The organism is Rhodanobacter sp. OK091 (assembly GCF_900142825.1).
GTDB lineage: Bacteria > Pseudomonadota > Gammaproteobacteria > Xanthomonadales > Rhodanobacteraceae > Rhodanobacter.
Map to the genome: position 1 here is coordinate 979,658 of NZ_FRCH01000001.1, position 22,740 is coordinate 1,002,397.

The 22,740-nt window shown below is 65.0% G+C and carries 14 protein-coding genes; 10 read left to right on the forward strand and 4 right to left on the reverse strand.

What is annotated here, in order from left to right:
- The first annotated feature begins 2 nt into the window (after window positions 1-2).
- Together tssG and tssH are read left to right on the forward strand one after the other, a co-directional pair.
- The gene (tssG, locus tag BUA26_RS04705) at window positions 3-1,151 is read left to right on the forward strand and encodes a type VI secretion system baseplate subunit TssG (protein WP_072758315.1); all 1,149 of its coding nucleotides are present in this window, start codon (window positions 3-5) and stop codon (window positions 1,149-1,151) included.
- A 171-nt stretch (window positions 1,152-1,322) separates the two neighbouring features.
- The gene (gene tssH, locus BUA26_RS04710; RefSeq protein WP_218587775.1) at window positions 1,323-3,971 is read left to right on the forward strand and encodes a type VI secretion system ATPase TssH; all 2,649 of its coding nucleotides are present in this window, start codon (window positions 1,323-1,325) and stop codon (window positions 3,969-3,971) included.
- A gap of 120 nt (window positions 3,972-4,091) precedes the next feature.
- Here tssH and BUA26_RS04715 read toward each other — a convergent pair whose 3' ends face one another.
- Window positions 4,092-4,685, reverse strand: coding sequence for an NAD(P)H-dependent oxidoreductase (locus BUA26_RS04715; protein ID WP_072758317.1), 594 nt, complete (start codon window positions 4,683-4,685; stop codon window positions 4,092-4,094).
- A 59-nt stretch (window positions 4,686-4,744) separates the two neighbouring features.
- Window positions 4,745-5,491, reverse strand: a complete 747-nt coding sequence (gene map / locus BUA26_RS04720) for a type I methionyl aminopeptidase (protein ID WP_072758319.1) — start codon at window positions 5,489-5,491, stop codon at window positions 4,745-4,747.
- A 412-nt stretch (window positions 5,492-5,903) separates the two neighbouring features.
- Between map and tssI the strand changes: the two genes are divergently transcribed.
- From tssI to BUA26_RS04740, 4 genes are read left to right on the forward strand one after another with little or no spacing between them, the layout of a single operon-like run.
- The gene (gene tssI, locus BUA26_RS04725; protein ID WP_072760044.1) at window positions 5,904-8,021 is read left to right on the forward strand and encodes a type VI secretion system Vgr family protein; all 2,118 of its coding nucleotides are present in this window, start codon (window positions 5,904-5,906) and stop codon (window positions 8,019-8,021) included.
- 13 nt (window positions 8,022-8,034) lie between these two features.
- Window positions 8,035-8,586: a DUF4123 domain-containing protein gene (locus BUA26_RS04730; RefSeq protein WP_143154174.1), complete on the forward strand. Its 552-nt coding sequence runs from the start codon at window positions 8,035-8,037 to the stop codon at window positions 8,584-8,586.
- A gap of 8 nt (window positions 8,587-8,594) precedes the next feature.
- Complete coding sequence (locus BUA26_RS04735) at window positions 8,595-8,951, forward strand: hypothetical protein (protein ID WP_143154175.1); 357 nt, start codon at window positions 8,595-8,597, stop codon at window positions 8,949-8,951.
- A 3-nt stretch (window positions 8,952-8,954) separates the two neighbouring features.
- Complete coding sequence (locus BUA26_RS04740) at window positions 8,955-10,571, forward strand: hypothetical protein (protein WP_143154176.1); 1,617 nt, start codon at window positions 8,955-8,957, stop codon at window positions 10,569-10,571.
- Between the two features lie 37 nt (window positions 10,572-10,608).
- Here BUA26_RS04740 and BUA26_RS04745 read toward each other — a convergent pair whose 3' ends face one another.
- Both BUA26_RS04745 and BUA26_RS20525 read right to left on the reverse strand, forming a co-directional pair.
- Window positions 10,609-10,998, reverse strand: a complete 390-nt coding sequence (locus BUA26_RS04745; RefSeq protein WP_072758327.1) for a DUF4280 domain-containing protein — start codon at window positions 10,996-10,998, stop codon at window positions 10,609-10,611.
- A gap of 9 nt (window positions 10,999-11,007) precedes the next feature.
- A complete protein-coding gene (locus BUA26_RS20525) occupies window positions 11,008-11,586 on the reverse strand; it encodes an OmpA family protein (protein ID WP_218587776.1) in 579 nt (192 codons plus the stop codon).
- Window positions 11,587-11,879: 293 nt separating this feature from the next.
- Here BUA26_RS20525 and BUA26_RS04755 point away from each other — a divergent pair, with 293 nt between their 5' ends.
- The 4 genes from BUA26_RS04755 (at window position 11,880) to BUA26_RS04770 (ending at window position 22,725) form a co-directional block, all read left to right on the forward strand.
- Window positions 11,880-13,370 carry a sensor histidine kinase gene (locus BUA26_RS04755; RefSeq protein ID WP_178368533.1) on the forward strand — a complete coding sequence of 497 codons (1,491 nt, stop codon included), beginning with the start codon at window positions 11,880-11,882 and terminating at the stop codon, window positions 13,368-13,370.
- Between the two features lie 160 nt (window positions 13,371-13,530).
- Complete coding sequence (locus BUA26_RS04760; protein WP_218587777.1) at window positions 13,531-15,663, forward strand: CHAT domain-containing protein; 2,133 nt, start codon at window positions 13,531-13,533, stop codon at window positions 15,661-15,663.
- Window positions 15,660-17,354: a ShlB/FhaC/HecB family hemolysin secretion/activation protein gene (locus tag BUA26_RS04765; protein WP_072758330.1), complete on the forward strand. Its 1,695-nt coding sequence runs from the start codon at window positions 15,660-15,662 to the stop codon at window positions 17,352-17,354. Before BUA26_RS04760 ends, BUA26_RS04765 begins: the two co-directional genes overlap by 4 nt.
- Window positions 17,355-17,409: 55 nt before the next feature.
- On the forward strand, window positions 17,410-22,725 hold the full coding sequence (locus tag BUA26_RS04770; protein ID WP_072758332.1) for a two-partner secretion domain-containing protein: 5,316 nt from the start codon (window positions 17,410-17,412) through the stop codon (window positions 22,723-22,725).
- Window positions 22,726-22,740: the final 15 nt, after the last annotated feature.

Below are 22,740 nucleotides of genomic sequence, written 5' to 3' on the forward strand. Positions count from 1 at the left end.
CCATGACCACGATGGACCAGCCCATCGGCAGCTTGCCCGGCGACAAATCGCCGCTGCCGGCATCGCCGCTGCCGCTGCTGGCCGGCGCGCTTACCGTGCCCGGGCTGCTGCCGCGCGCACCACTGGACGGATTGCTGGCCGAGCCGGAACGCTACGGTTTCTTCCAGGCCGTGCGCCTGCTGTATCGCGCGCACGGCATGCCCGCACCCGCCGGCGGTGCATCGCCGCGCGATGCGCTGCATTTCACGGTACCGCCGTCGCTGAACTTTCCGCCTTGCGAACTGCATGCATTGCAACGTGACACGCAGGACGACAGCGCCGCACCGCAGTTCACGATGAGCGTGAATTTTCTCGGCCTGACCGGACCTTCCGGCGTGCTGCCGAGGCATTACACCGAATGGTTGATGACCCAGCTGAAAGCGCGCGATCCGGCCGCGCGCGACTTCATGGACATGTTCAACCATCGTCTGCTGAGCCTGTTCTGGCGTACCTGGGCCAAGCATCGCTGCGAACTCGGCGGCGAGCTGGCCGGCGACCGCGGCGCGGGCAGCGTGCTGCGGCACGTCTACGACCTGATCGGACTCGGCACTCCGGCACTGCATGCGTTGGTCGAACCGCGCTCGCGCCACGCCGCAAAGCCGACCCTGCCGGCCGCTGCGCTCGGCTATTACAGCGGCCTGGTCGCGCAGCATCCGCATGGTGTCGGTGCGCTGGCGCAGGTGATCGGCGACGTGGTCGATGCGCCGGTGGAAGTGATCGGCAGTCACGGTACCTGGCAACGCATTCCCTTGCGCGACCGCACTCGGCTGGGCCGTAGCAATCAGCGTTTCGGCGACGGCTGCGTGCTGGGCACGCGGTTCTGGGACCGGCAGACCACGGTACGTGTACGCATCGGCCCGCTGCGCCTGCGCGGCTTCGAAGCGTTGCTGCCGCAACGTGAACTGCTGGCCTCGGTGGTGGAGCTGTTGCGCTTTCTCACCGGACTGGCGCTCGATCTGGACATCCAGCTGGTGCTGCGGGCCGAGGCCGTGCCGCGCGCGCGCATGGGTGGTACGCGGCCGGCGCGACTGGGCTGGAACAGCTGGCTGGCAGGGCGACGCAGCGAACGCCCCGCCGACGAATGCCGCTTCGTATTTACCGGTTTGACGTGATTCAAAAACCCCCTCTCCCCTCTGGGGGAGAGGGCTGGGGTGAGGGGATGGGGCTTGCGCGTAACTTCACCAACGCGCTCCGCCCAGCCCCTCATCTGCCCCGGCCTTTACCTAAGCCGGGGGGCACTTTCTCCTCGAAGGGGAGAAGGAAACAACTTCAGGAGAGCAGTCATGGCCATCAATCTGCGCGCACTCGTAGCGCGACTCAACACCACCTGCCGCGGCGCGATGGAAGGCGCCGCCGGGCTGTGCCTATCGCGCACGCATTACGACGTGGAGATCGAGCACCTGCTGCTGAAGCTGCTCGAAGTGGACAACAGCGACATCCGCCGCATTCTTCGCCAGTTCGACGTCGCTCCCGAGCGGCTGGAAAAGGAGCTCGGCCAGATCCTGGTCGGTTTCAAGACCGGCAATACACGGACCCCGGCGCTGTCCGGCCATATCCCGGAGCTGCTGGAGCAGGCGTGGACTTACGCCTCGATCGAATTCGGCGAAACGCGCATCCGCAGCGGCCACCTGCTGGTGGCGCTGGTCGCGGTGCCTGAGCTGCGTCGGCTGGTGCCGGCCAAGTCGCTGGCGGACATCAATGTCGAGACGCTGCAGAAGAACTTCCACGCGCTGGTCGAGTCCTCGGTGGAAGCACGCGAAGCACGCAGCTTCGGCGAAGGCGACGGCAGTCCGATGGCCGCAGCGACAGGTGTTGGCGATGGCAGCGGCAAGCCCAGCGCCACGCCCAACCTGGACAAGTTCTGCAGCAATCTCACCCTGCGCGCGCGCGAAGGCAAACTCGACACCGTGCTCGGCCGCGACGAGGAAATCCGCCAGATGGTGGACATCCTCACCCGCCGCCGGCAGAACAGCCCTATCCTCACCGGCGAGCCCGGCGTCGGCAAGACCGCGGTGGTCGAAGGCCTCGCCGCGCGCATCGCCGCCGGCGACGTACCGCCGATACTGAAGAACGTGGAACTGCTCTCGCTAGACCTCGGCATGCTGCAAGCCGGTGCCAGCGTGAAAGGCGAATTCGAGGCACGACTGAAAGGCGTGATCGACGAAGTGAAGGCAAGCGCCAAGCCGATCATCATGTTCATCGACGAAGCTCACACCTTGATCGGCGCCGGTGGCGCGGCCGGCCAGAACGACGCGGCCAACCTGCTCAAGCCGGCGCTGGCGCGCGGCGAGCTGCGCACCATCGCCGCCACCACCTGGGGCGAATACAAGAAATACTTCGAGAAGGATGCCGCCCTCACCCGCCGCTTCCAGGTCGTGAAAGTGGACGAACCCGACGAAGCGCGCGCGGTAAGCATGTTGCGCGGGGTGGCCAAGGCGATGGCGAAGCACCACCAGGTGCGCGTGCTGGACGAAGCGGTGACCGAAGCGGTGAAACTCTCCGCGCGCTACATCGTCGGTCGCCAACTACCGGACAAGGCGGTCAGCGTGCTCGATACCGCGTGCGCACGCATCGGCATCGGCCTCAACTCGATCCCCGCATCGGTCGAGGACAGCCGCAAGCGACTGGAAATCCTCGCCACCGAGCGCGAACAACTGGCGAAGGAAGCCTCCGGCGGCAGCGACCACGCGAAACGCCTGGCTGAGATCGACGCCGAAACCACCGAGCTGAAAACCTCGCTGGAAGCTCTGGAAACGCGCTGGAAACAGGAGCTCGAACTGGTCGGCCAGATCCACGCCAAGCTCGACGAGGTGGAAGCGCTCGCCGCCGACGCACCCGAGCGCGCCGGCCTGGTCAGTGAACTCAACACACTGCGCGCCAACCTGAAATCGCTGCAAGGTCAGGCACCGATGGTCAATGCGCTGGTCGATGCGAATACCGCCGCGCAGATCATCGCTGCGTGGACAGGCATTCCGCTCGGCAAGATGGTCGCGGACGAAATCCAGAACGTGCTCAAGCTGCGCGAGCAGCTGGAGGAACGGGTGATCGGCCAGAGCCACGCGCTGGACGCGATCGCCCAGCGCGTGCGCACCTCGCGGGCGAACCTGGAAGACCCGAACAAGCCCAAAGGTGTGTTCCTGCTGGTCGGCACCTCCGGCGTGGGCAAGACCGAGACCGCGATCGCGCTGGCCGATATCCTGTATGGCGGCGAACGCAACATGATCACCATCAACATGAGCGAGTACCAGGAGGCACACACCGTCTCCAGCCTCAAAGGCTCACCGCCCGGCTACGTCGGCTACGGCGAAGGCGGCGTGCTGACCGAAGCCGTGCGGCGCCGGCCCTACTCCGTCGTGCTGCTGGACGAAATCGAAAAAGCCCATCCGGACGTGCTGGAACTATTTTTCCAGGTGTTCGACAAAGGCGTGATGGAAGACGGCGAAGGCCGCGAGATCGATTTCAAGAACACCATCATCATCCTCACTTCCAACGCGGGCACCGACCTGATCATGCGAGCCTGCGCCGGCGACGGCGAGGTGCCCACGGTCGAGGCACTCGGCGATATCCTGCGCCCCGAACTGCAGGATCACTTCAAGCCCGCCTTCATCGGCCGCACCACGGTGATCCCGTTCTACCCGCTGCGCGACGTGAACATGAAGAAAATCGTGCGGCTGAAACTCAACAAGATCGTCAAGCGCATCGCCGCCAACCACGGCGCCTGCTTCAGCTACGACGACCATCTGGTCGACACCATCGCCGCGCGCTGCACCGAGGTCGACTCCGGCGCCCGCAACATCGACAACATCTTGAGCGGCAGCTTGCTTCCCGAAGTCGCCGGCGAAGTACTCGAGCGCATGAGCCGCAGCGAGCCGGTGCAGGAAATCAAGGCCAGCGTGGGCGAGGACGGACGGTTCGCGTATGCATTGACGTGAACGGGGCCTGGCGGGCAAGGGCTCGGGCGCGGACTCGTGGTCCAAGCCTAGGCGCCCGTCCGCCCGGATGCTAATTGGCCGGCTTGCGCAAGCCGGAATGTTGGCTGCAAATACCGACGATCACGACCATTTTGAAAGCGCATGTTCAATGCGCGAGCAGAACTGTTGCACCTGAGGTTGCGTGAGGCGTTCGGCCTGGTAGAGCGACAACATCTCGAACCGGCAAGCAGGCGCACAGGTGCCCAAAAGAGCTGCCTTCAGAACCCGCTTCACGGGCTGCCAAAGAACCAGGCGATCAACCCACCAGGGCGACCCAAGAGAAGTGACAGCCAATGCTCTTTTGAGATGGCGGAGCCTTGGCCTGATCGGGCCGAGGTCAGTTGCGTGATCGTAAGCGACACCAGGAGCCCACACCCGGTCAAACCAACCTTTCAATATGGCGGGGAAGCCAAACCACCAAGTGGGAAAAACAAGAACCAGCGCCTCGGCGGAAAGCAAACGACTGAGCTGTTCCCGAACATCAGTGGAATCGAACAGAGGTCCGTAATAGCTTTCGCGCTCACCGACGGTGAGGAGTGGCGAGAAGCCGGACCGGTAAAGATCTTCGACTTGCACCTCATGGCCGCTTGCGACTAATGCCGCGATAGCTGACTGAGCCATCGAGTGGCACAGGCTATCGCTGATTGGATGCGCGATAACGACAAGGCACTTCATCGATCCGTGACCATGCTGGCTAATGTTTGATGGAAGGGTTCGCTTTCATCGACGATCACTCAATGCCGAGTGACGACTATGGGTTCGCCCTTCGTAATGATCATCGTGTGCTCGTATTGCGCGGACAAGTTGCCATGCGCTCCAACCAAGGTCCATCCGTCGGATGTCTCGGTCACCACGCGGCTCCTTGTTGAGAGGAAGGGCTCGATGGTGATCACCATGCCATCCCTCAAGATGCGCCTGTCCGTCGGATCAAAGTACCCGGGAATGTGTTCGGGTGCCTCATGAAGTGCACGGCCAACCCCGTGGCTACCCAGGTTTTCGATGATCTTGAAGCCGTATGTCTTCGCCGTTCGCTGGATTGCGGCACCGATGCCATTGATGGGCTGGCCGGCACGGGCCTGCTTCATGGCTTGCTCGAGCGCCGTGCGGGTGGCATGGCACAAGCGCGTCTTCTGTGGATTGGTCGGGGGTACGATTTTCGTTCCTCCGGTATCGGCGAAGTAGCCTCCCAACTCAGCAGAAACATCGACGTTCAATACGTCGCCAGGTCGAATCACTCGATCGCCCGGGATGCCGTGTGCGGCCTCCTCGTTGATGCTGATGCAGGTCGAGCCCGGGAAGTCATAGGTGAGTTTCGGCGCCGATCGTGCGCCGTGTCTTTCAAGCAATCGCTCACCCAGTGAATCCAGCTCGCGCGTCGTCATGCCGGGTTCGGCAGCATCGAGCATTTCCTGTAACACGAACGAAACGATCTTGCCTATGCGTTTGAGTGCGACGACATCGTCTTCAGTTTCGATGGTCATGTAAGGTCCTACCTGGATACATGGGACTACCCGAGAGTGGTTGCGCCGAAACCGAGAAGGGAGCTCGGGACCGAATCACGGGAATGTACTTCCAGCGAAAGCCGGCTCGCCATGGACCCCCACTTCGGGGGATGGCACCGGATCGTTCCGCAAAGCGGCGTGCCCGGTCAAGGAGGTTTGCATGGAAGGCCACTATCCCGCGGCCTCACATCAGGGCCGCACGCGCAGAGCCACAGGTCCGATGGGCGTGACAAGTGATGTCCCTTCGAATCCGGTCGATAACCGGCGGAAGGCTCGCTTGCCCGATATTGCATAGCTGCAGTGGGTCGGCCACTCGGCCTACCCCATCCCGCGAATGGTCGTGGCGGCGGCGAATCCGCAGGATAGGCGCATTGTCCCGTCGCGCGCCGCCATGCCGTACTCGACCAAGAAGCGCCCGTTCCATCTCACGACGCCGCTGAGCGAAGACGCGCTGCTCTTGCATCGCTTCGATGGCGAGGAGGCGCTGTCGCAGCCGTTCGAGTTCCGGTTGTCGATGTTGTCCGAAGACAATGCGATCGACGCCGGCGATCTGGTCGGCAAGCGCATCACGCTGTGGGCCAATGACGGCGACGATGACGACGACGGCAAATGCTGGAGCGGCATCGTCGCCAGCTTCGGGCGCACCGGCTCGAAGTGGTGTGCGGATGTGGGCGACACGCAGGAGCTGACCGCCTACGAGGCGGTGATCGTGCCGTGGTTCTGGCAGCTCAGGCTGGTCGAGGACTGCCGCATCTTCCAGAACCAGAGCATTCCCGACATCGTCGACACGATTCTTGGCGAGCTGCAACTGGGCAAGCATGAGACCGATCTGTCCGGCACTTACGAAGCGCTCGATTACTGCGTGCAATATGGCGAGAGCAGCTTCGACTTCATCGCACGGCTGCTGGAGGATGCTGGCATCCAGTATTTCTTCAGGCACGATCCGGACGAGCCGGAGGACGTGCTGGTGATTTCCGATCGCCAGGAGAAAGACTACAAGGGCCACGTAAAAGCTCTGCGCTTTGCCGCCAACTGGGCCGAGCAGGACGAGTCGGTGGTGTTCGCGCTGGCGCGCCGCCAGCGCATGCGAACCGGGCGCGTGCTGATGCGCGATTTCGATTTCACCAAGCCGACGCAGAACCTTGAAGCCGGCGTGGACACCATGCTGACGGTGGGTGCGCAGAAATCCTTCCAGAGCTTTCGCTATCCCGGCGGCTATCTCGAACGCCATGCCGGCGACGATCGCGCCAAGCTGGCGATGGAGATCGAGGAAGCCGCCCACGAAGTGCTGGACGGCGCCAGTACCTTGCTGGAAATCCGTCCCGGCGTGGCGTTCCAGCTCGACGATGCACCCAGCGAGATGCTGGAGCCGGCCTGGCGCACCGTGCGTTCGCATCACCGCGGCGAAAACAACTTCGACGACGACAGCGACGCCAGCTACTACCGCAACGATTTCACCGTGATGCCGCTGGCGCTGCCATACCGGCCGCCGCGCACCACCCGCAGGCCACGCATGCGCGGCCCGCAGACGGCGATCGTCACCGGCCCGGCCGGCGAGGAGATCTACACCGACAAGCACGGCCGGGTGAAGGTGCAGTTTTTCTGGGATCGCCTGGGCAAGGGCGACGATAAGAGCTCATGCTGGGTGCGCGTGGCGCAGGCGTGGGCAGGGCGGGGCTGGGGCACGTTCTTCCTGCCTCGCATCGGCATGGAGGTGATCGTGGATTTCCTCGACGGCGATCCCGACCACCCGCTGATTACCGGCTGCGTCTACAACGGCGACAGCGCGCCGCCATACGCGCTGCCCGGCGAGATGACCAAGAGCACCATCAAGACCATGTCCAGCAAGGGCGGCGACGGCTTCAACGAGCTGCGCTTCGAGGACAAGAAAGGCAGCGAGGAAATCTTCATCCATGCCGAGAAGGATCTGCAGACGCGGGTCAAGCACGATTCGGTGGAGAGCATCGGCGGCGACCGCCAGCTCACCGTCGCCGGCAACCGCTCGGAGACCGTCAACGGCGAGCAGCAATACGTAGTGCAGAAGACGCGCACCAGTTCGGTGGGTACCGACGACGGACTCACCGTGGGCAGCAACCTGACCATCAGCACCGGCAGCGACCTCGGCATTTCCGTCGGCGGTTCGGCGATGCACGACATGGGCCAGGACATCCACATCAACGCCGGCATGAACGTGGTGCTGCAGGCCGGCATGCAGATCAGCCTCAAGGCCGGCGGCAGTTCGATCGTGCTCGGGCCAGCGGGCGTCACCATCGACGGCGCCCTGGTACGCATCAATTGCGGCGGCAGCCCGTTGTCGGCGAACAAGCCGCAGAAACCGGACAAGGCGAAGAACGCGAAGGACGCGGTCACCGGTGCTGCCGGCTCGGCATTGGCCGCGCTGCAACAACTGCAGGCTGCGGCGATGCAGGCGGCCGCACGCGCCGGTGCGCCGTTCTGCGCGGAATGCGAAGCCGCCAGGGCGACACTCGCCGCGATGGGCCACGGTTGATGGAAGCGGACACGTGATCGATCAGGCTCAAGTCGCTGCACTCATGCGTATCGTGTTCAAGCACGAGCAGCAGCACATCTACGCCGTACTGGACGGCTGCATGCTCGCCGAGCTGCCGCAGCGCCTGCAGTCGTCAGGCTGTCCCTGCAGCTGCCTGTTTTCCGGGACGCTAGATCCCATGCTGGAGTCGGCCGCACCGTGGCTGGTGGAATTGCCGGCGCAGGCGCCGTTCACCCGCGCGATCCTGCGCGAGGTCTGGAACGAGCACGCCGGCATCCTGCTGCAGACTGCGGCCGAGATTGATCTCTATACGGTGCGCCATCACCTGCGCCGCTTCCTGCGCGTCAGCGGACCGGGCGGCGCGCCGATGCTGTTCCGCTTCTACGATCCGCGCGCCTTCCGCATCACGGTACCGCGGCTACGCCAGGCCGACTACAAGGCCTTCATCGGTCCACTGCAAGGGGTGTTCACGGAAGCCGACGATACTGTGGGCGCGCTGTATTTCACCGCGGACGGAGCGATTGAGGGACAGCGCCTGTCGTTTCAACTGGCCACCACGGGATGAATCTCGCCATGCTGCAATTCGATCGCAAACAACTCGCCAGCATCGGCCAGACGCATCTCCAGCAGTCGCTGCATGATTTCCTGCGCCGATACCTGCCGCAGGCTTCGCAGATGCCGTCGGCGCAGCTGCGAGGCGCACTGGACAACGTCATCGCGGATTGCCGCGCACGCGGGCTGAACAGCCAACGTGCGATAGCTGCCTATGCGCTGGCCGCCTGCACCCTGGGCAGCGCCACCGTGAACAACGACCCGGCCTTGCAGCACATCGTCGCCATGCGGCAGTTGCCGCAAGCACACAAGGCGTTGCTGATCCAGACCTGGCTGGCGCGCATGGGTGCCGAGCTGGGCAAACACGGACGGAGCTGAGCGATGAGCGACGACTTCCCCTCGCCCGATCTGGGCGGCATGGTTGAACAGGCTTCGAATGCGGCCGCCGGCGCCGTGGACAGTGCACAGGGCGCTGCGCAACAAGCAGTTTCGCAGGCGAGTGACGCGGCCCAGGGAGCGATCGGCGAAGCACAGAACGCGGTGAGTACCGCAGCCAGCACGGCCACAGCCTGCGCCAGCGGTGCGATGGCGCAGGCACAGAGCGCCGTGCAGGAAGCCGCCGGCCAGGCCGGCAATGCGGCGCAAGGTGCGCTAGGCCAGGCCAACCAGGCCATGGGCAACGCGATCGGTACCGCCCAAGGCATGGCGCAAGGCGCACTCGGCCAGGCCAACCAGGCTTTGAGCGGCGCCAGCAAGGCCACCGGCGATGCCGCGAAAGACGCGCTCGATGCCGCCGGCGACGCCGTCGACAAGGCGCAAGGCATGGCCAACGACATCGCGCAGAATGGGCTGAGCAAAGCCAGTGATGCGCTGGACAACGCGCAGAGCACGGCCGAGGGTGCTGCGCAATCCGCACTGCAGAAAGCGAACGATGCCGTCAACAACGCGCAGTCGATGATCGAGAACACCGTGCAAGGCGCACTGAACGGCGCCAACCAGGCGATCAACCAGGCCAAGGATGCCTTGCGTAATGCCGGTACGCAGGCACTGCAGCAAGGTCTCGATGCCGCGCATGGCGCACTCGGACAAGGCAATGCGCTCGGCCACGAGGCGCTGGCGGGATTGGCCGGGGCATTGGCTGCGCTGCCCGATCAGTTTCCGGATCTGCCGGCCGACTATCCGGGTTCCGAGTGTCCGTACGTTCGTGCATTGCACGACCTGCTGGCCCAGCGTGCAGCGCAGGCGCAAAACTCGCTGGGCAATGCGGCCAACGCGCTCAACGGCGCCGGCGACATGCTCGATCAGACCACCTCGGCACTGGGCGACGCGGCAAATCAGGTAGGCGATACCGCCAACCACGCGATGGATCAGGCACTCGATGCGATCAACAGCGCGCAACAGACCGCCAACGATGCCGCACAACAGGCATTGAACACGGCACGCGATGCGCTGAACCAGGCCAAGGACACCGCCAACCAGGCGGCGCAGCAGGCGATCCAGAAAGCTACTGATGCGGCGAATCAGGCCAAGCAGCAGGCCAGGGACACCGCTCAGCAAGCCGTCGATCAGGCCAATCAGCTGGTCGACAGCACGCAGAAGCAGGCGACCGATGCCGCCCAATCAGCCATCCAGACGGCTCAACAGAATGCAGCGGCGATGCAGCGGCAGGCGAGCGATCTGGCGCAGCAAGGGATCGCCCAGACGACGCAGGCAGCGCAGCAGGCGCAACAGGCTTTGAGCGGGCCTACTCAGCAGGCGTTGAACCAGGCACAGGCCGCCACTCAAGAAGCGGCGCAGCAGGCCGGCGATGCGGCCCAGGGCGCGATCGGCCAGGCCCAGCAAGGCATCGCCGACGCCAGCAAGGCGGTCGCCGGAGCTGCCTCGGGCGCCGTTGCGCAGGCCGGTCAGGCAGCTGGCCAGGCCGCCGCGTTGGCAGGCAACGCGGCCAAATCGCTGGGCAACGCCGCGAATGGACTCGGCGGCGGCATGCCCGGCTGAACTGGGCATTCTCAAAACCGCAACGCCGCCGCCCTGCTCAGGGAATCTGTTCGGTCATCTGGCCAGGACTGGCCACCGTGATCACGCCCGCCCACATGCACATGCAAGTGCAGGTGTTGTCCAGGCAGGGGATGTTGCCGAGCATCACCGTCGGTGTGCCCGGAATCCACGGTGACGACGTGGCGGGGATGCACGGCATCGGCGTCAGTACGCCCATCGCCGCGGTGGTGGCCGCGGCTACCTGCGGATTGGCCGGTGACATGCACATGCCGAACGGCATGATGTTGGTCATCGGGATGTGATCCATGATCGTCGCCGCCGGCTGATTGGTCGACAGCATCTTGTTGGTCGGCAGCACCACCAGGGTCGATGGCGCCACACCCATGCTGCACATCAAGCTGGCACCGTTGACCACGTGGATCGGCATGACGGAGCCTCAGCCACCGCTGGCCACGATCTCGACGCGACGATTCTCGCCGGCGGTCGGATCGGCCTTGTTGAGCAACTCGCTGGCGCCCTTGCCACTGGCGCTGAGCCGGCTGGCGGCCACACCGTGCGCGGTGAGGTAACGCTTCACCGAAGCCGCACGCATCTGCGACAGGTGCATGTTGTAGCCAGCCGAACCGACACCGTCGGTATGCCCGATCACCTGGAACGAACGACCCTTCAGTTCGTCCGATCCCAGTGCCGCGGCGAGATTATCCATCGTCGTCGCCGATGACCCTTCGATGCGGTCGGAGTTGAAAGCGAACTGGATCTGCATCGAGATCGAGGCCGGCGGTGGCGCGACGGGCTGATCGGCCACCTTGCCTGCCGCCGCTGCGCCGCCTAGCCGCAGCGAGCGCGTGGCGCCGGTGTTGACCGAATCGTCCTTCTGTACCTTGAGCTGGTCGACGATCGACTTCACCGACGGCGCGTCGGAAGACGGCGGCGAGCCGGCATCCTGGGCGACGGCGCAGGTGGCCACAAACAACAGTGAAAAGGCGACGCGGGCCAGCGGGCGGATGACGTTCATGGGGACTCTCCTGTCGTCGCGCCGGACAGCGCGGCAAAAACGGGTATTCGATGGCGGCCAGTCTGTACAGCACGCCACGTTTTTTCGATATGCAATTCGCTCTATGCCGCATGTTGCTATGTCGCAGGTTGCTATATCGAAGTGCTTATCGAAGCGATGCCCGGAGTTATCTAGAGTGTGATCACTACAGCCATGGAAGGTCGCTCACCCCACCGGACCGACTTGTCCCGACAGCCTGCCATGATGCCGACATTCATCGCCATTCCCTCGCCGCAGCAATCGTCACACCGGGCATGCCTGCGCTTGCCCCGCAGGGCAGCGGATCAAGGCTGACCATGCCGCGCCATCCCACTAGCTTGCTGCGCCGGCTGCTTGCCGACAGCGTATTGCCCTGCGCATTCGCCGCACTGGTATTGACCGGCCTGCTCACCGTGCAACGGTTGCGCTCTGTGGAAGACACCGCCCATCTGCAGATTGCCGCGCAGCTCGAACAACTTGCCGGCGCACTGGAACATGCCGCCGGCGCGAACACGCAGGCACTGCTCGACGGAGCCTTGCGTGGCAGCAGTGACGAGCCGTTGCAGCGCGTCGATCTGGAGGAAGCCGACGGTCGCCGGCTGTCCAGCGGCGCACCGGCGGATGCTTCGTTCGAGCGCTACCGCCGGAATCTGTCCAGCGGCCCGGGACCGCATCGCATCCTTACCGTTCATGTCGATCCCGCACCGCGCCTGCACGCGCAGCGCCTGATCCTGCTGTACGGCGTGTTGAGCGGATTCGGCATCGGAGTGCTGGTGGTGCTGGCGACACTGACCTTGCGTTATCGCGTGTCGATACCGCTGCGGGACCTGCAGCGTTCGCTCGACGCCTTGCTCGACGGCGACGACGAAGAAGTGAGTACGGATGGACTTCAACCCCATGGCGAATTCGCACGGCTGCATGCGAGTACCGCGGCACTGGCCCGACAGCTGGAGACGCATCGTGCCGACTGGGCATCGATCAAGCAGACCACGGCGATCGATGCGCTGGACCAGTTGCGCCAAAGCCAGGCGGCGGAGCGGGGAAAATCGCAGTTCATGGCGCTCGTCGGCCACCACTTCCGCCAGCCGGTGCAGGCATTGCAGTTGATCGCGGCCAGCCTGCATCCGGGCATCGACGCCGAGCAAAGCGCCTTGCTGGCACAGATGCGAGCCAGTGTGGCCACGATGACCCGGCTGCTGGATGCCTTGCTCGATATCTCGCGACTGGACGCCGGCGTAGTCGCTGCAACGCCTGCTCCATTCAGCGTGGCGGGTCTGTTCCTGCGTAGTCGCGCAGCGCTGGCGGAGGATGCGCGCCAGCATGGGGTGCGCCTGGCGTGGCACCCGGGCCACTGGCTTGTGCATGGCGATGTCCAACTCGTCAGTGATCTGCTGCAGCAGCTGATCACCAACGCCATTGCGCACACCGGTTCACCCGGGCGCGTGTTGATCGCGGCACGACGGCGAGCCGCGGGAGTACGCATCGAAGTACGCGACAGCGGGCCGGGCATCCCGACGATCCATCAGCAACGCATTTTCGAAGAGTTCGTGCAGCTGTATGGCGAAGGCGAGCGCCATGAAGGCTATGGACTCGGCCTGGCCATCGCCGCACGGCAGGCCAAGTTGCTGGGCACGCAGATCGGGCTGTGCTCCGAACCGGGACACGGCAGCACGTTCTGGTTCGAGCTGCCGCTGGCATCCATGGAGAACAGTGATGGCCAGACGGATACTCGGCAAGCATCGCCGGCGATGCATCCGGTCAATTGATCCCCGCATCTGATCGAACATCAGATCGCAATTCACGCGTCGTACGAACGGGCTATGCCCTAGTGCAAATAGGCCGTGGCTGCCTGGCTGCCTAGACTGCACGAGCTTCGAAAGACCGTCGGCATCACGCCCGCGGCTCGCAGTCTGGGAGGGACACCGCGTGCGCGCTCAGATCATGTTGGTCCGGCTTGCCGCCGCCATTCTCGTCGCCATCACCGGCACGGCCGCCGCGCAGGACCTGCCGGCGTTGCGCAGCCACGACGCTGCCGCCATCGACACATCAACCGCGCGCAACGCACAGGCACGCATGGACGATGCCGATACGGCGCTGGCGTTGAGCGCCGATGGCGCGCTGCTGTATGGCGCCAGCGCCGTGAAGATGGACGGCTACCAGTACTGCAGCCAGGCCGTTGCGCTGGCGGAAAAAGGCGAGCTTCGGCAAAGCGTGCGGGCCGCCAGCCAGGCGCTCTATCTCGCGCAACAAAGCAAAGACGACGAACTGCTGGCGCGCGCCTATCGCGACCTCGCGATCGTCTACGGCTACGGCGGTGATTTCGAGAAGGCTACCGCTTTCGCCAAAGCCGCACTGGCGCATCCGGTGAAGGATCCGACCAAGGTCGTCGGCCCCGCACACAAGGTGCTCGGCGACGCCGCCGCGCGACAGGGCGACTACAACGCGGCCGTGGCCGAATACCAGCTCGCCATGGCGAGCAGCTCCGATCACTACCGTCCGCTGGTGCAGCTGTCGCTGGCCAATGCGCTGATCGGCCAGGGCGACGTTGCCGGTGCGCGCAAGCAACTCGATGCGATGAAGACCATGACGGCCGATCCCACGCTCGCCATCCAGCTCAAGCGCACCGAGGCGAAACTGTTGCTGGCGGAAAACAAACCCAACGATGCGCTGGCGTTGTATCGCGAGCTGCAGACTTCCGCCGCCGGCAGCGATGCCGGCTACCAGCGTTTCTGGGCCGAGGACGGCATCGCGCGCAGCCAGTTGGCGCTGGGCGACAAGGCGCAGGGCGCCGCCACATGGAAGCAGGCACTGGACGGGCTCGACCAGGTGCGTGCGCAGTTCCACAGCGAAGAATTCAAGATGGGCCTGTTCTCCGACGTGCAGACCGTGTTCGAGCAGGCGATCGATCTGTACTCGCAGATGGGCGACAGTGCGCAGGCCTTCGACCTGTCCGAGCGCAGCCGTGCACGTGCGCTGCTGGACGATGTACGCGACCGCGCAAAGGTTCAGCCGGGGGTCGCCTCGACCATTCCGGTCGCGGAACTGCAGAAGCAACTGCACGCCGACGAACGCGTGATCGAGTTTCACACCCTGCCTGAGCGGCTGCTGGTGTGGGTGGTCGGCGGCGATGGCATCCACGAGCAGAGCTACCCGATTCCGCGCAAGGATCTGGTGCGGCTGGTCGATGCGTTCCGCCAGTCGATCATCGATGGCCGGCGCAGCGCGGTGGGCGGAGCCGATCAGCTTGGCGAACTGCTGATCAAGCCGCTGAACCTGCCAGCGGATGTGCGGCTGATTGTGGTGCCGAGCGGCCCGTTGCATTACCTGCCGTTCCAGACGCTGCGCGTGGACGGCCACTATCTGGTCGAGTCGCATCCGGTGTCGGTGACTCCCTCGGTCAGCATTGCCATGCAACTGATCCAGCGCGGCAGCGCGGTGCAAGGCACGCTCACCGCCTTCGGCAACCCGGACGTGGCCCCGCAATATGCCTTGCCCGGCTCGGAGGCCGAAGTGAAAGTGCTGGCCGCGGCCTTTCCCGGCAGCCAGCTGTTTCTGCATGGCGACGCCACCAAGACTCGCTTCATGGCCAGCGCCGACAAGACTTCGCTAATCCACGTGGCCGCGCATGCGCAGGCCGACACGATCGACCCCCTCTACTCGCGCATCCTGCTCGCGTCGGAGAACGGCAAGGTCAATTTTCTCGAGGCGCACGAGGTGCTCGGCCTCAACCTCGACAAGGTGTCGCTGGTGACATTGTCGGCGTGCGAATCCGGACTCGGCCGCGTGGCCAATGGCGACGAGGTGCTCGGCTTCACCCGCTCTTTCCTCGCCGCCGGCGCATCCAGCCTGATCGTGTCGCTGTGGCCGGTCTCGGACGATGCCACGAAATTGCTGATGTCCACTCTCTACGGCGAACTGGCCAAGGGCACCGATGTGCAGGTGGCCATGCAGCATGCGCAACTGGCCGTACTGCGCAGCAAGGGCATGGATCACCCGTTCTTCTGGGCGCCGTTCAATGTGATCGGCGACTGGCGCCTCACCGCTGGAGCCAAACCATGACATGCCTCGCAAGGATCGCGGCGCAGCCGCGACGTCTTCCGCTGGCGATCGCGCTAGGGCTGATTGCCCTGCCCGCATTTGCCCAGTCGACCAGCCAGGGCCTGCAGTCGCAGGCCACTCCGCAGATTCCGGCAGACCAGCAGGCGGCGCCGCTGCCGCAGCCGCAGAACACACCCGCCCCGCCGCCGGTGACCGCGCCGCAATCCAGCTTTGTATTGCGCCGGGTAGTGTTCACCGGGGCCAGCGTGTTTCCCGCAGCGCAGCTCGATGCGCTGGCGGCGGAGCACATCGGCAAGCCGGTGACGCTGGACGATCTGAACAAACTGGCGCAACAGGTCACCGCGCTCTATCACAAGGCCGGCTACATCTTCGCCACCGCGGTGGTACCGGTGCAGGAAGTGAAAGACGGCGCGGTCGAGATCAGCGTGATCGAAGGCCGCCTCGGCCAGATGAAAGTCGAGGTCGATCCCGCCGCGCCGATCACGGAAGCACGCATCCGCGCGATGCTGGCGCCGCTGATGCCGGGCCAGCCGCTCAGCGGCAAAGTCTACGAGCGCACCATGCTGCTGCTGTCCGACCTGCCCGGCATCAAGGCGCAGTCCTCGCTGTCCTCCGGAGCCGAGGCCGGCACCACCGACCTCGTGGTGAAGGTCGGCCGCGCCGCGCCGATCACCGCCTCGCTGGGCGTCGACAACTTCGGCACACGCGAATCCGGCATCTTGCGCGCGGGAGGCTCGCTGCGCTGGAACAGCCCGTTCGGCATCGGCGACAACCTAGATGCGCGCGGGCTGGTTTCGGAGCGTGGCGGCACCACCTTCGGACGGCTGTCGTACGAGGCGCCACTCGGTTACAACGGCGTTCGTGCCGGCGCCGGCATTGCCCGCGTGCACTACAGCCTCGGCGGTGCATTCGAACCGCTCGACGCGCTGGGCACCTCGCGCATCGCCGACGCGTCGCTGACTTTCCCGGTGCTGCGCCAGCGCGACCAGAACCTGTTCCTTCGCCTATCGGTAGATCGCAAGCTGCTCACCGACGAACTTCGCGCCGTGGACTACACCTCGCACAAGCGCGTGCAAGGTGTGGGCATCGGCTGGGCCTGGGAGCGGCGCGACAACTTCGGCGGCGGCGGCTACTTCAGCAGCAATGGCGTGCTGTATCAGGGTGACCTGCACATCCGCGATCCGAATGCGCGCGCCTACGACCAGAGTATTTACGGCAACCACACCGAGGGCGGCTTCACCAAACTCACCTTCCAGTTTTCCCGACTGCAGGCGCTGGCGCCGAAACAGACGCTGTTCCTCGGCATCGGCGGGCAGCTGAGCAACGGCAACCTGGATGCGTCGGAAAAACTCTCACTGGGCGGCCACGATGCCGTACGCGCCTACCCGCAGGGCGAAGTGCTGGTGGATCGGGGTTTCATCGCCCACTTTGAATACCGCTATTCGCTGAGCCAGGACGTCACCCCGTATGCGTTTTACGACGCGTCCCGCGGCTGGGTCAACCGTTCGCACGAATCGCCAGGTGGTCGTGTCATCCGCAATCTGCGCGGCCCCGGCCTGGGCGTGAACTGGGCGCGACCGGGCAATTTCTCGCTGGACCTGACGGTGGCCTGGCGCACGTCGCGTCCCGCCGTCACCAGTGACGGCGACAAGCGGCCGCGGGTGTTCTTCCAGATCCAGAAATTTTTCTGATGCACGGGTCGCTGCCACGACCTGCACGGCATGGCTGCCGCCACGGAGACTCGACATGAACGCGCAACCCATTACCTGCCCGCGCCGTCCGCTGCGTCTGTTGCATCGACCGCTCGCTGCCGCATTGGCCCTGCTGCTGGCGCCGGCGGCGTTCGCGCAGAACCTGCCCGATGGCTTCACGCTGAAATCCGGCAGCGTCGATCTGCCCAGCACTGTCGGCCAGACCATGACGATCGGCCAGCACAGCAAGGGCGCGATCATCGAGTGGAACGGCTTCAACATCGCCAATGGCTATCACGTCGACTTCCGGCAGCCGGGCGTGGACAGCGTCACGCTCAATCGCGTTACCGGCGCCGGCATGTCGCAGATCGACGGCATGCTCAGCGCCAACGGCCGCGTGTTCGTCGTCAATACCGCCGGCGTGCTGTTCGGCAGCAACGCGCAGGTCAACGTGGGTGGCCTGGTGGCTTCCACGCTGAGCATCAGCGACGCGGATTTCAATGCCGGCGTCGACAGCGGGCACTTCGTATTTGCCGGTGACGGCAACGCCACGATCAGCAACCTCGGCAGCCTTGCAACCGCGGCCGGAGGCACCATCGCGCTCCTCAGCGGGGGAAGCATTTCGAACAGCGGCACCATCAACGCGCCTGGAGGCACCGTGGCGCTGGGCTGGGGCCATGCGATCACGCTGGACATCGGCGGCGATGGCCTGACCAATCTCATCCTCGCCCCCAGCAGCAACCACGGCGGGGTCGCCACTATCGTCAACAGCGGAACCCTGCAGGCCGATGGCGGCCAGGTGGTGCTGCGCGCGGATCTTGGCAACATCAGCGGCGTGGTGAATCAGTCCGGCATCGTGCGCGCGCGATCGCTGCAGAACCGCGGCGGCCAGATCGTGCTGGACGCCGGCGCCAACGAACTCGACATCACCGGCAGCAACGATGCCGCCGCCGGCGATGCCGGCGTCGCCGGCGGCACCATCACGGCCAGTGCCAATCGCCTGCTGGCGAACACCGGCGCCGCATTCAACGCCGGCGGCGGCAGCGGCGGCGCGAATGGCAACCTTACGATCAACTCCGTCAGCGACATCGTGATCGCCAGTGCCGGACAGATCACCACGGATCTGGGCAACAACCTGCATGCCTCCGCTTCCCATCTGCTCGACAGCGCCTTGGGTGGCGCACTCGGCAACGGCACCAACGTCACGCTGAACGGTCTGGGCCAGACAAGCGGCAGCGGATATCTCGGCGGTGCGGTATCGATGCTCGATGGCATCACCTTTCCATACACCCCGCAACAGATCACCGATGCGCCGGCGCAAATCGTCAAGAACGCCGGCGTCGATGCCCAGCTCACCATCAATGCCAACCGCGATATCGTGATGGGAACCGGTACGGCGATCACCGCCAGCAGCGGCGCGCTCGGCATCGACCTCAATGCCGACAGCCACGGACAGCCGGCACCGATACCCAACAACCCTACCCTTTTTCAGAGCGGTGGCCACATCGAGCTGGACGGTGCGAACATCGCCAGCAACGGCGGCGCTATCCGTTTTTACGGGCAGAGCGACGCCGTCAACGGTCGCGCCACCGGTAGCGTGAACTACGTCATCGGCGGCAGCGCGGTCTTCACTGTCGTTGCTCCCGACGGCTTCAACCTCAACGACAGCACGCTGGATGCCTGCGCTTACGCCGGAGCAAGCTGCGGCGGTAGCGGCAGCATCAGTCTGCGTGGGCAGGGCATCGACAATCCCTCCATCACGCCGAAGATCGGTGGCATGGGCATCCTGGCGCTTGGCAGCACGCTGCGCAGCGGCAGCGGAGCGATCACCCTCGACGGCATCGGCGGCATCGTCGCCAGTGGCGTGTGGTTCGGCAACGACATCAACTCCGACACCGGCCAGCTGATCAGCGCTGGCGTCATCCAGTCGGCCAGCGGCACGATCGGCATCACCGGCCGCGCCGGCGACGAGGCCACGGCGGGAAGCGCGGCGTACTACGACACCGCCAGTGGCGTGCTGCTCGGCTCCGTGCCGATCGGCACCGGTGGATCCATCGACGTGCAAGGTACGGGCGCCATGCGCAGCACGGCCGGCGCCACGCAGTCGATCGCATCGAGCGATGGCGTGGACATCCTGGGCGCCAGCTTGAATGCCGGCACCGGCCAGAGCATCACGATTTCCGGTCAGGCCGGCTCGGCCGGCGCGAACGTCGATCCCGCCACCGGCCTCAGTACGCCGACACCGGTATATGGCATCAAGGCAAGCAGCAGCGGAGACCTCGTGCGCGCCACGCCCGGCGGGCTCGTCAGCCATGGCGGAACGCTCGCCGTGCACGGGTTGGCCGGCAGCGACCTGTATGTCGATACCACGCTCGATGCTTCGGCAACGGCTGGTATCGGCGGCCCGATCACACTCGATGGCAACAACATCCAGCTCACCGGCGGTTCGCATCTCGACGCCGATGGCAACGGTGGCGGCGCGCTGAGTGTCAATGCCGCCGGCGTGCTGGCGATGGATGCCGGCAGCACGGCTTCGGCGAATGCACTTGCGAACGGCAACGGCGGCAGCGTCCGCCTGTTCGGCAGCCAGGGCCTGTACGCCTACGGCAGTGCCAGCGCACACGGCGGCAGCGCCAGCGGCAACGGCGGCAGCGTCGATACCTCGAGCGCCGGCGGCATCAGCCTCAACGGCTTTCGCGTGGATGCCGGCGCGTCGAACGGCAACGCCGGGCAATGGATCATCGACCCCTACGACGTCGTCATCACGAACGGCAGCGCCTCCGGTTCGCTGACCAGCAATCCTTTCGTTCCGCTCGCCAACAGCACCATCCAGGATGGCGACATCAACGCGGCCCTGAATGGCGGCACCAGTGTCACCATCACCACCGGCACCAGCGGCAGCACGACCAACGGCAGCATCACCATCAACAGCGGCGTGGACATCCTGCGCACCGTGGGCACCGTGCCGTTGACCTTCCGCCTCGACGCCAACACGAACATCTCCGGCAACAACCCGTTCACCATCCAGTCCACGGCCGGTGCGTTGAATCTGGTGTTCGACAGCAATGCCGGCAGCGTCAACACCAACAACGGCAACATTTCGTTCAACGGCGCGAATCTGCTGACCAACGGCGGCAGTATCGCCATGTTCGGGCAGAACGATCCGGTGAATGGCTTCGCCCAATCCTTCATCACCGGCATTTCCTTGTCTCAGAGCACGCTCGATACACGCGTCGCAGGCAACGACGCAAACCCGGGTGGCGCGATCAGCCTGCGCGGCAGTGCCGGATATTATGGCGGAGGTACAGGAGTGTCCCTGGGACAGACCGACCTGCACAGCTCTACCGGCAATATCGACATCTTTGGCGTGGGCATAGGCGGCGGCAGCGGCGTTTCCCTGACCGCCAGCACCTTGGGCAGTGCAAGTCAGATCACGACCACCAGCGGCAGCCTCGCGATTACCGGCATCGGCAGCACCAGCGGGTTCCAGTTCGGCAGCCTCGATGGCTTGTCGACCGTCAATTACACGCTGCAAAGCACGACCGGGACGATCGACCTGCGCGGCTACGGCGCGGTGAACGGCAGCAACGGCAACACCGCCGTATCCAACGACGGACTGGTGCTCGACAGCCTGACCACGGTGAGCAGCGTCAGCGGGGATATCTACCTGAGCGGCATGTCGGCCGGCAGTGGAGCCGGCGTCAGTCTGGTCGGCACACAAGGAGCGCCGCCGACCATCGACAGTGGCAGCGGCAGCATGGTGGTACGCGCGCACAACGATGGCTCCACCGATGCACTGGTGGTGGATGGCACGCTGGCCAGCACCGGCACGATCGACCTGCGCCCGGGCGGGGTCGATGCCAATGGCGCACTGACTGAAAACCCGAACGATGCGATCACCCTGGGTGGTTCGACTGGATTCGCCTTGAGCGCGCCTGAAATCGGCAACATCGCCGCGCATGACCTGGTGCTTGGCAGCGACATGCAGGCCGGTACAACCACCGTTTCCGCACCGATTACCTACACCCACAATCTCACGCTCGACAGCGGTGCCGGCGGCGGCATTGGCGTCAACGGCGCACTCGACGTCGGCACGAATACGCTGGCGCTGATCAGTGCGGGCGACATCACCCAGACCGCGCCGGTCACCGCGGCATCCCTGCTCGCGCAATCCGGCGCTGGCCTGGTGAACCTCGGCAACGCCGGCAACAACGTCTCGTCGGCCACGCTGGCCGGCTCGGCGAGCGGCGACTTCACTTTCGTCAACGCCGGCACTGTCGGTATCGGCAACGTTACCGCCACCGGTTTCGGCGCCGCCGGCAACACGCCTACCGTGCTGGCCGGAGCCGGCGTCAGCGGCAACAACGTGCTGGTACGCGCGCTCACCGGCAACATGATCCTCAACGCCAACGTCAGCGGCAACACCGTGAATCTGGTCGCTGACGGCCCCACCGGCCTGTTCCTCAACAACACCGGCGCATCGATTGCCACCGGCAGTTACTGGCATGTGTGGGCATCCACCTGGGTCGGCGAGAACCGTGGCGGCCTGGCCGGCGCGGGCACACTGCCCAACCTGTACGGCTGCGCCTTCAGCGCCACTTGCACAGTGACGCCACTGAACACCGCGAATCAGTTCATCTACATCGCGCAGCCGGTGGCTACCATCGCGATCGACAACCTCAGCCGCGAATACGGCCTGCCCAACCCGGCGCTGACCTATGTGACCAGCGGTTTGATCCTTGGAGATCAGGCGGTCAATGCGATCAGCGGGAGTCCCGCCACGATCGCAACCCAGGCCAGCAACGTCGGCAGCTACGCCATCAACGGCAACTTCACCTCGCCGGCGGGTTACGTACTGAATATCGCCAACGGCGCACTGGCTGTCACTCCGGCCACACTGACGTATGTCGCCAACCCGCAGCAGCGTCTTGTCGGCACCCCGAACGGTACGTTCAGCGGCAGCGTCAACGGCTTCCGCAACGGTGACACGCTGACCAGCGCCACGACTGGCACGCTCGGTTTCCAGAGTCCGGCCGACATCAACTCGCCAATCGGCGTTTACGGCATCTTTGGCAACGGCTTGGGCGCGACCAACTACGTGTTTGTGCAGGCCAACGGCAATGCGACCGCCTTGACTATCATGCCGCCGCTGGGTACCTACACGCTCGACGTGATTCGCGACACGCCGGTGACCTATGTCTACGACCGCAACTTCGGCATGGTCGGACTGTGTCCGGCCACCGATCTCACCTCCAGCAGCCGCGACCAGGATGGCGACACGCTGGCACGCGAGTGGTCCCGCGTGCGTTCGCGTCCCAACCTGGCCAACTGCGTCTCGACCAAACAGAAAAACAGCTGCGGCGATTTCTGAGCGCCTGCGCCGTAT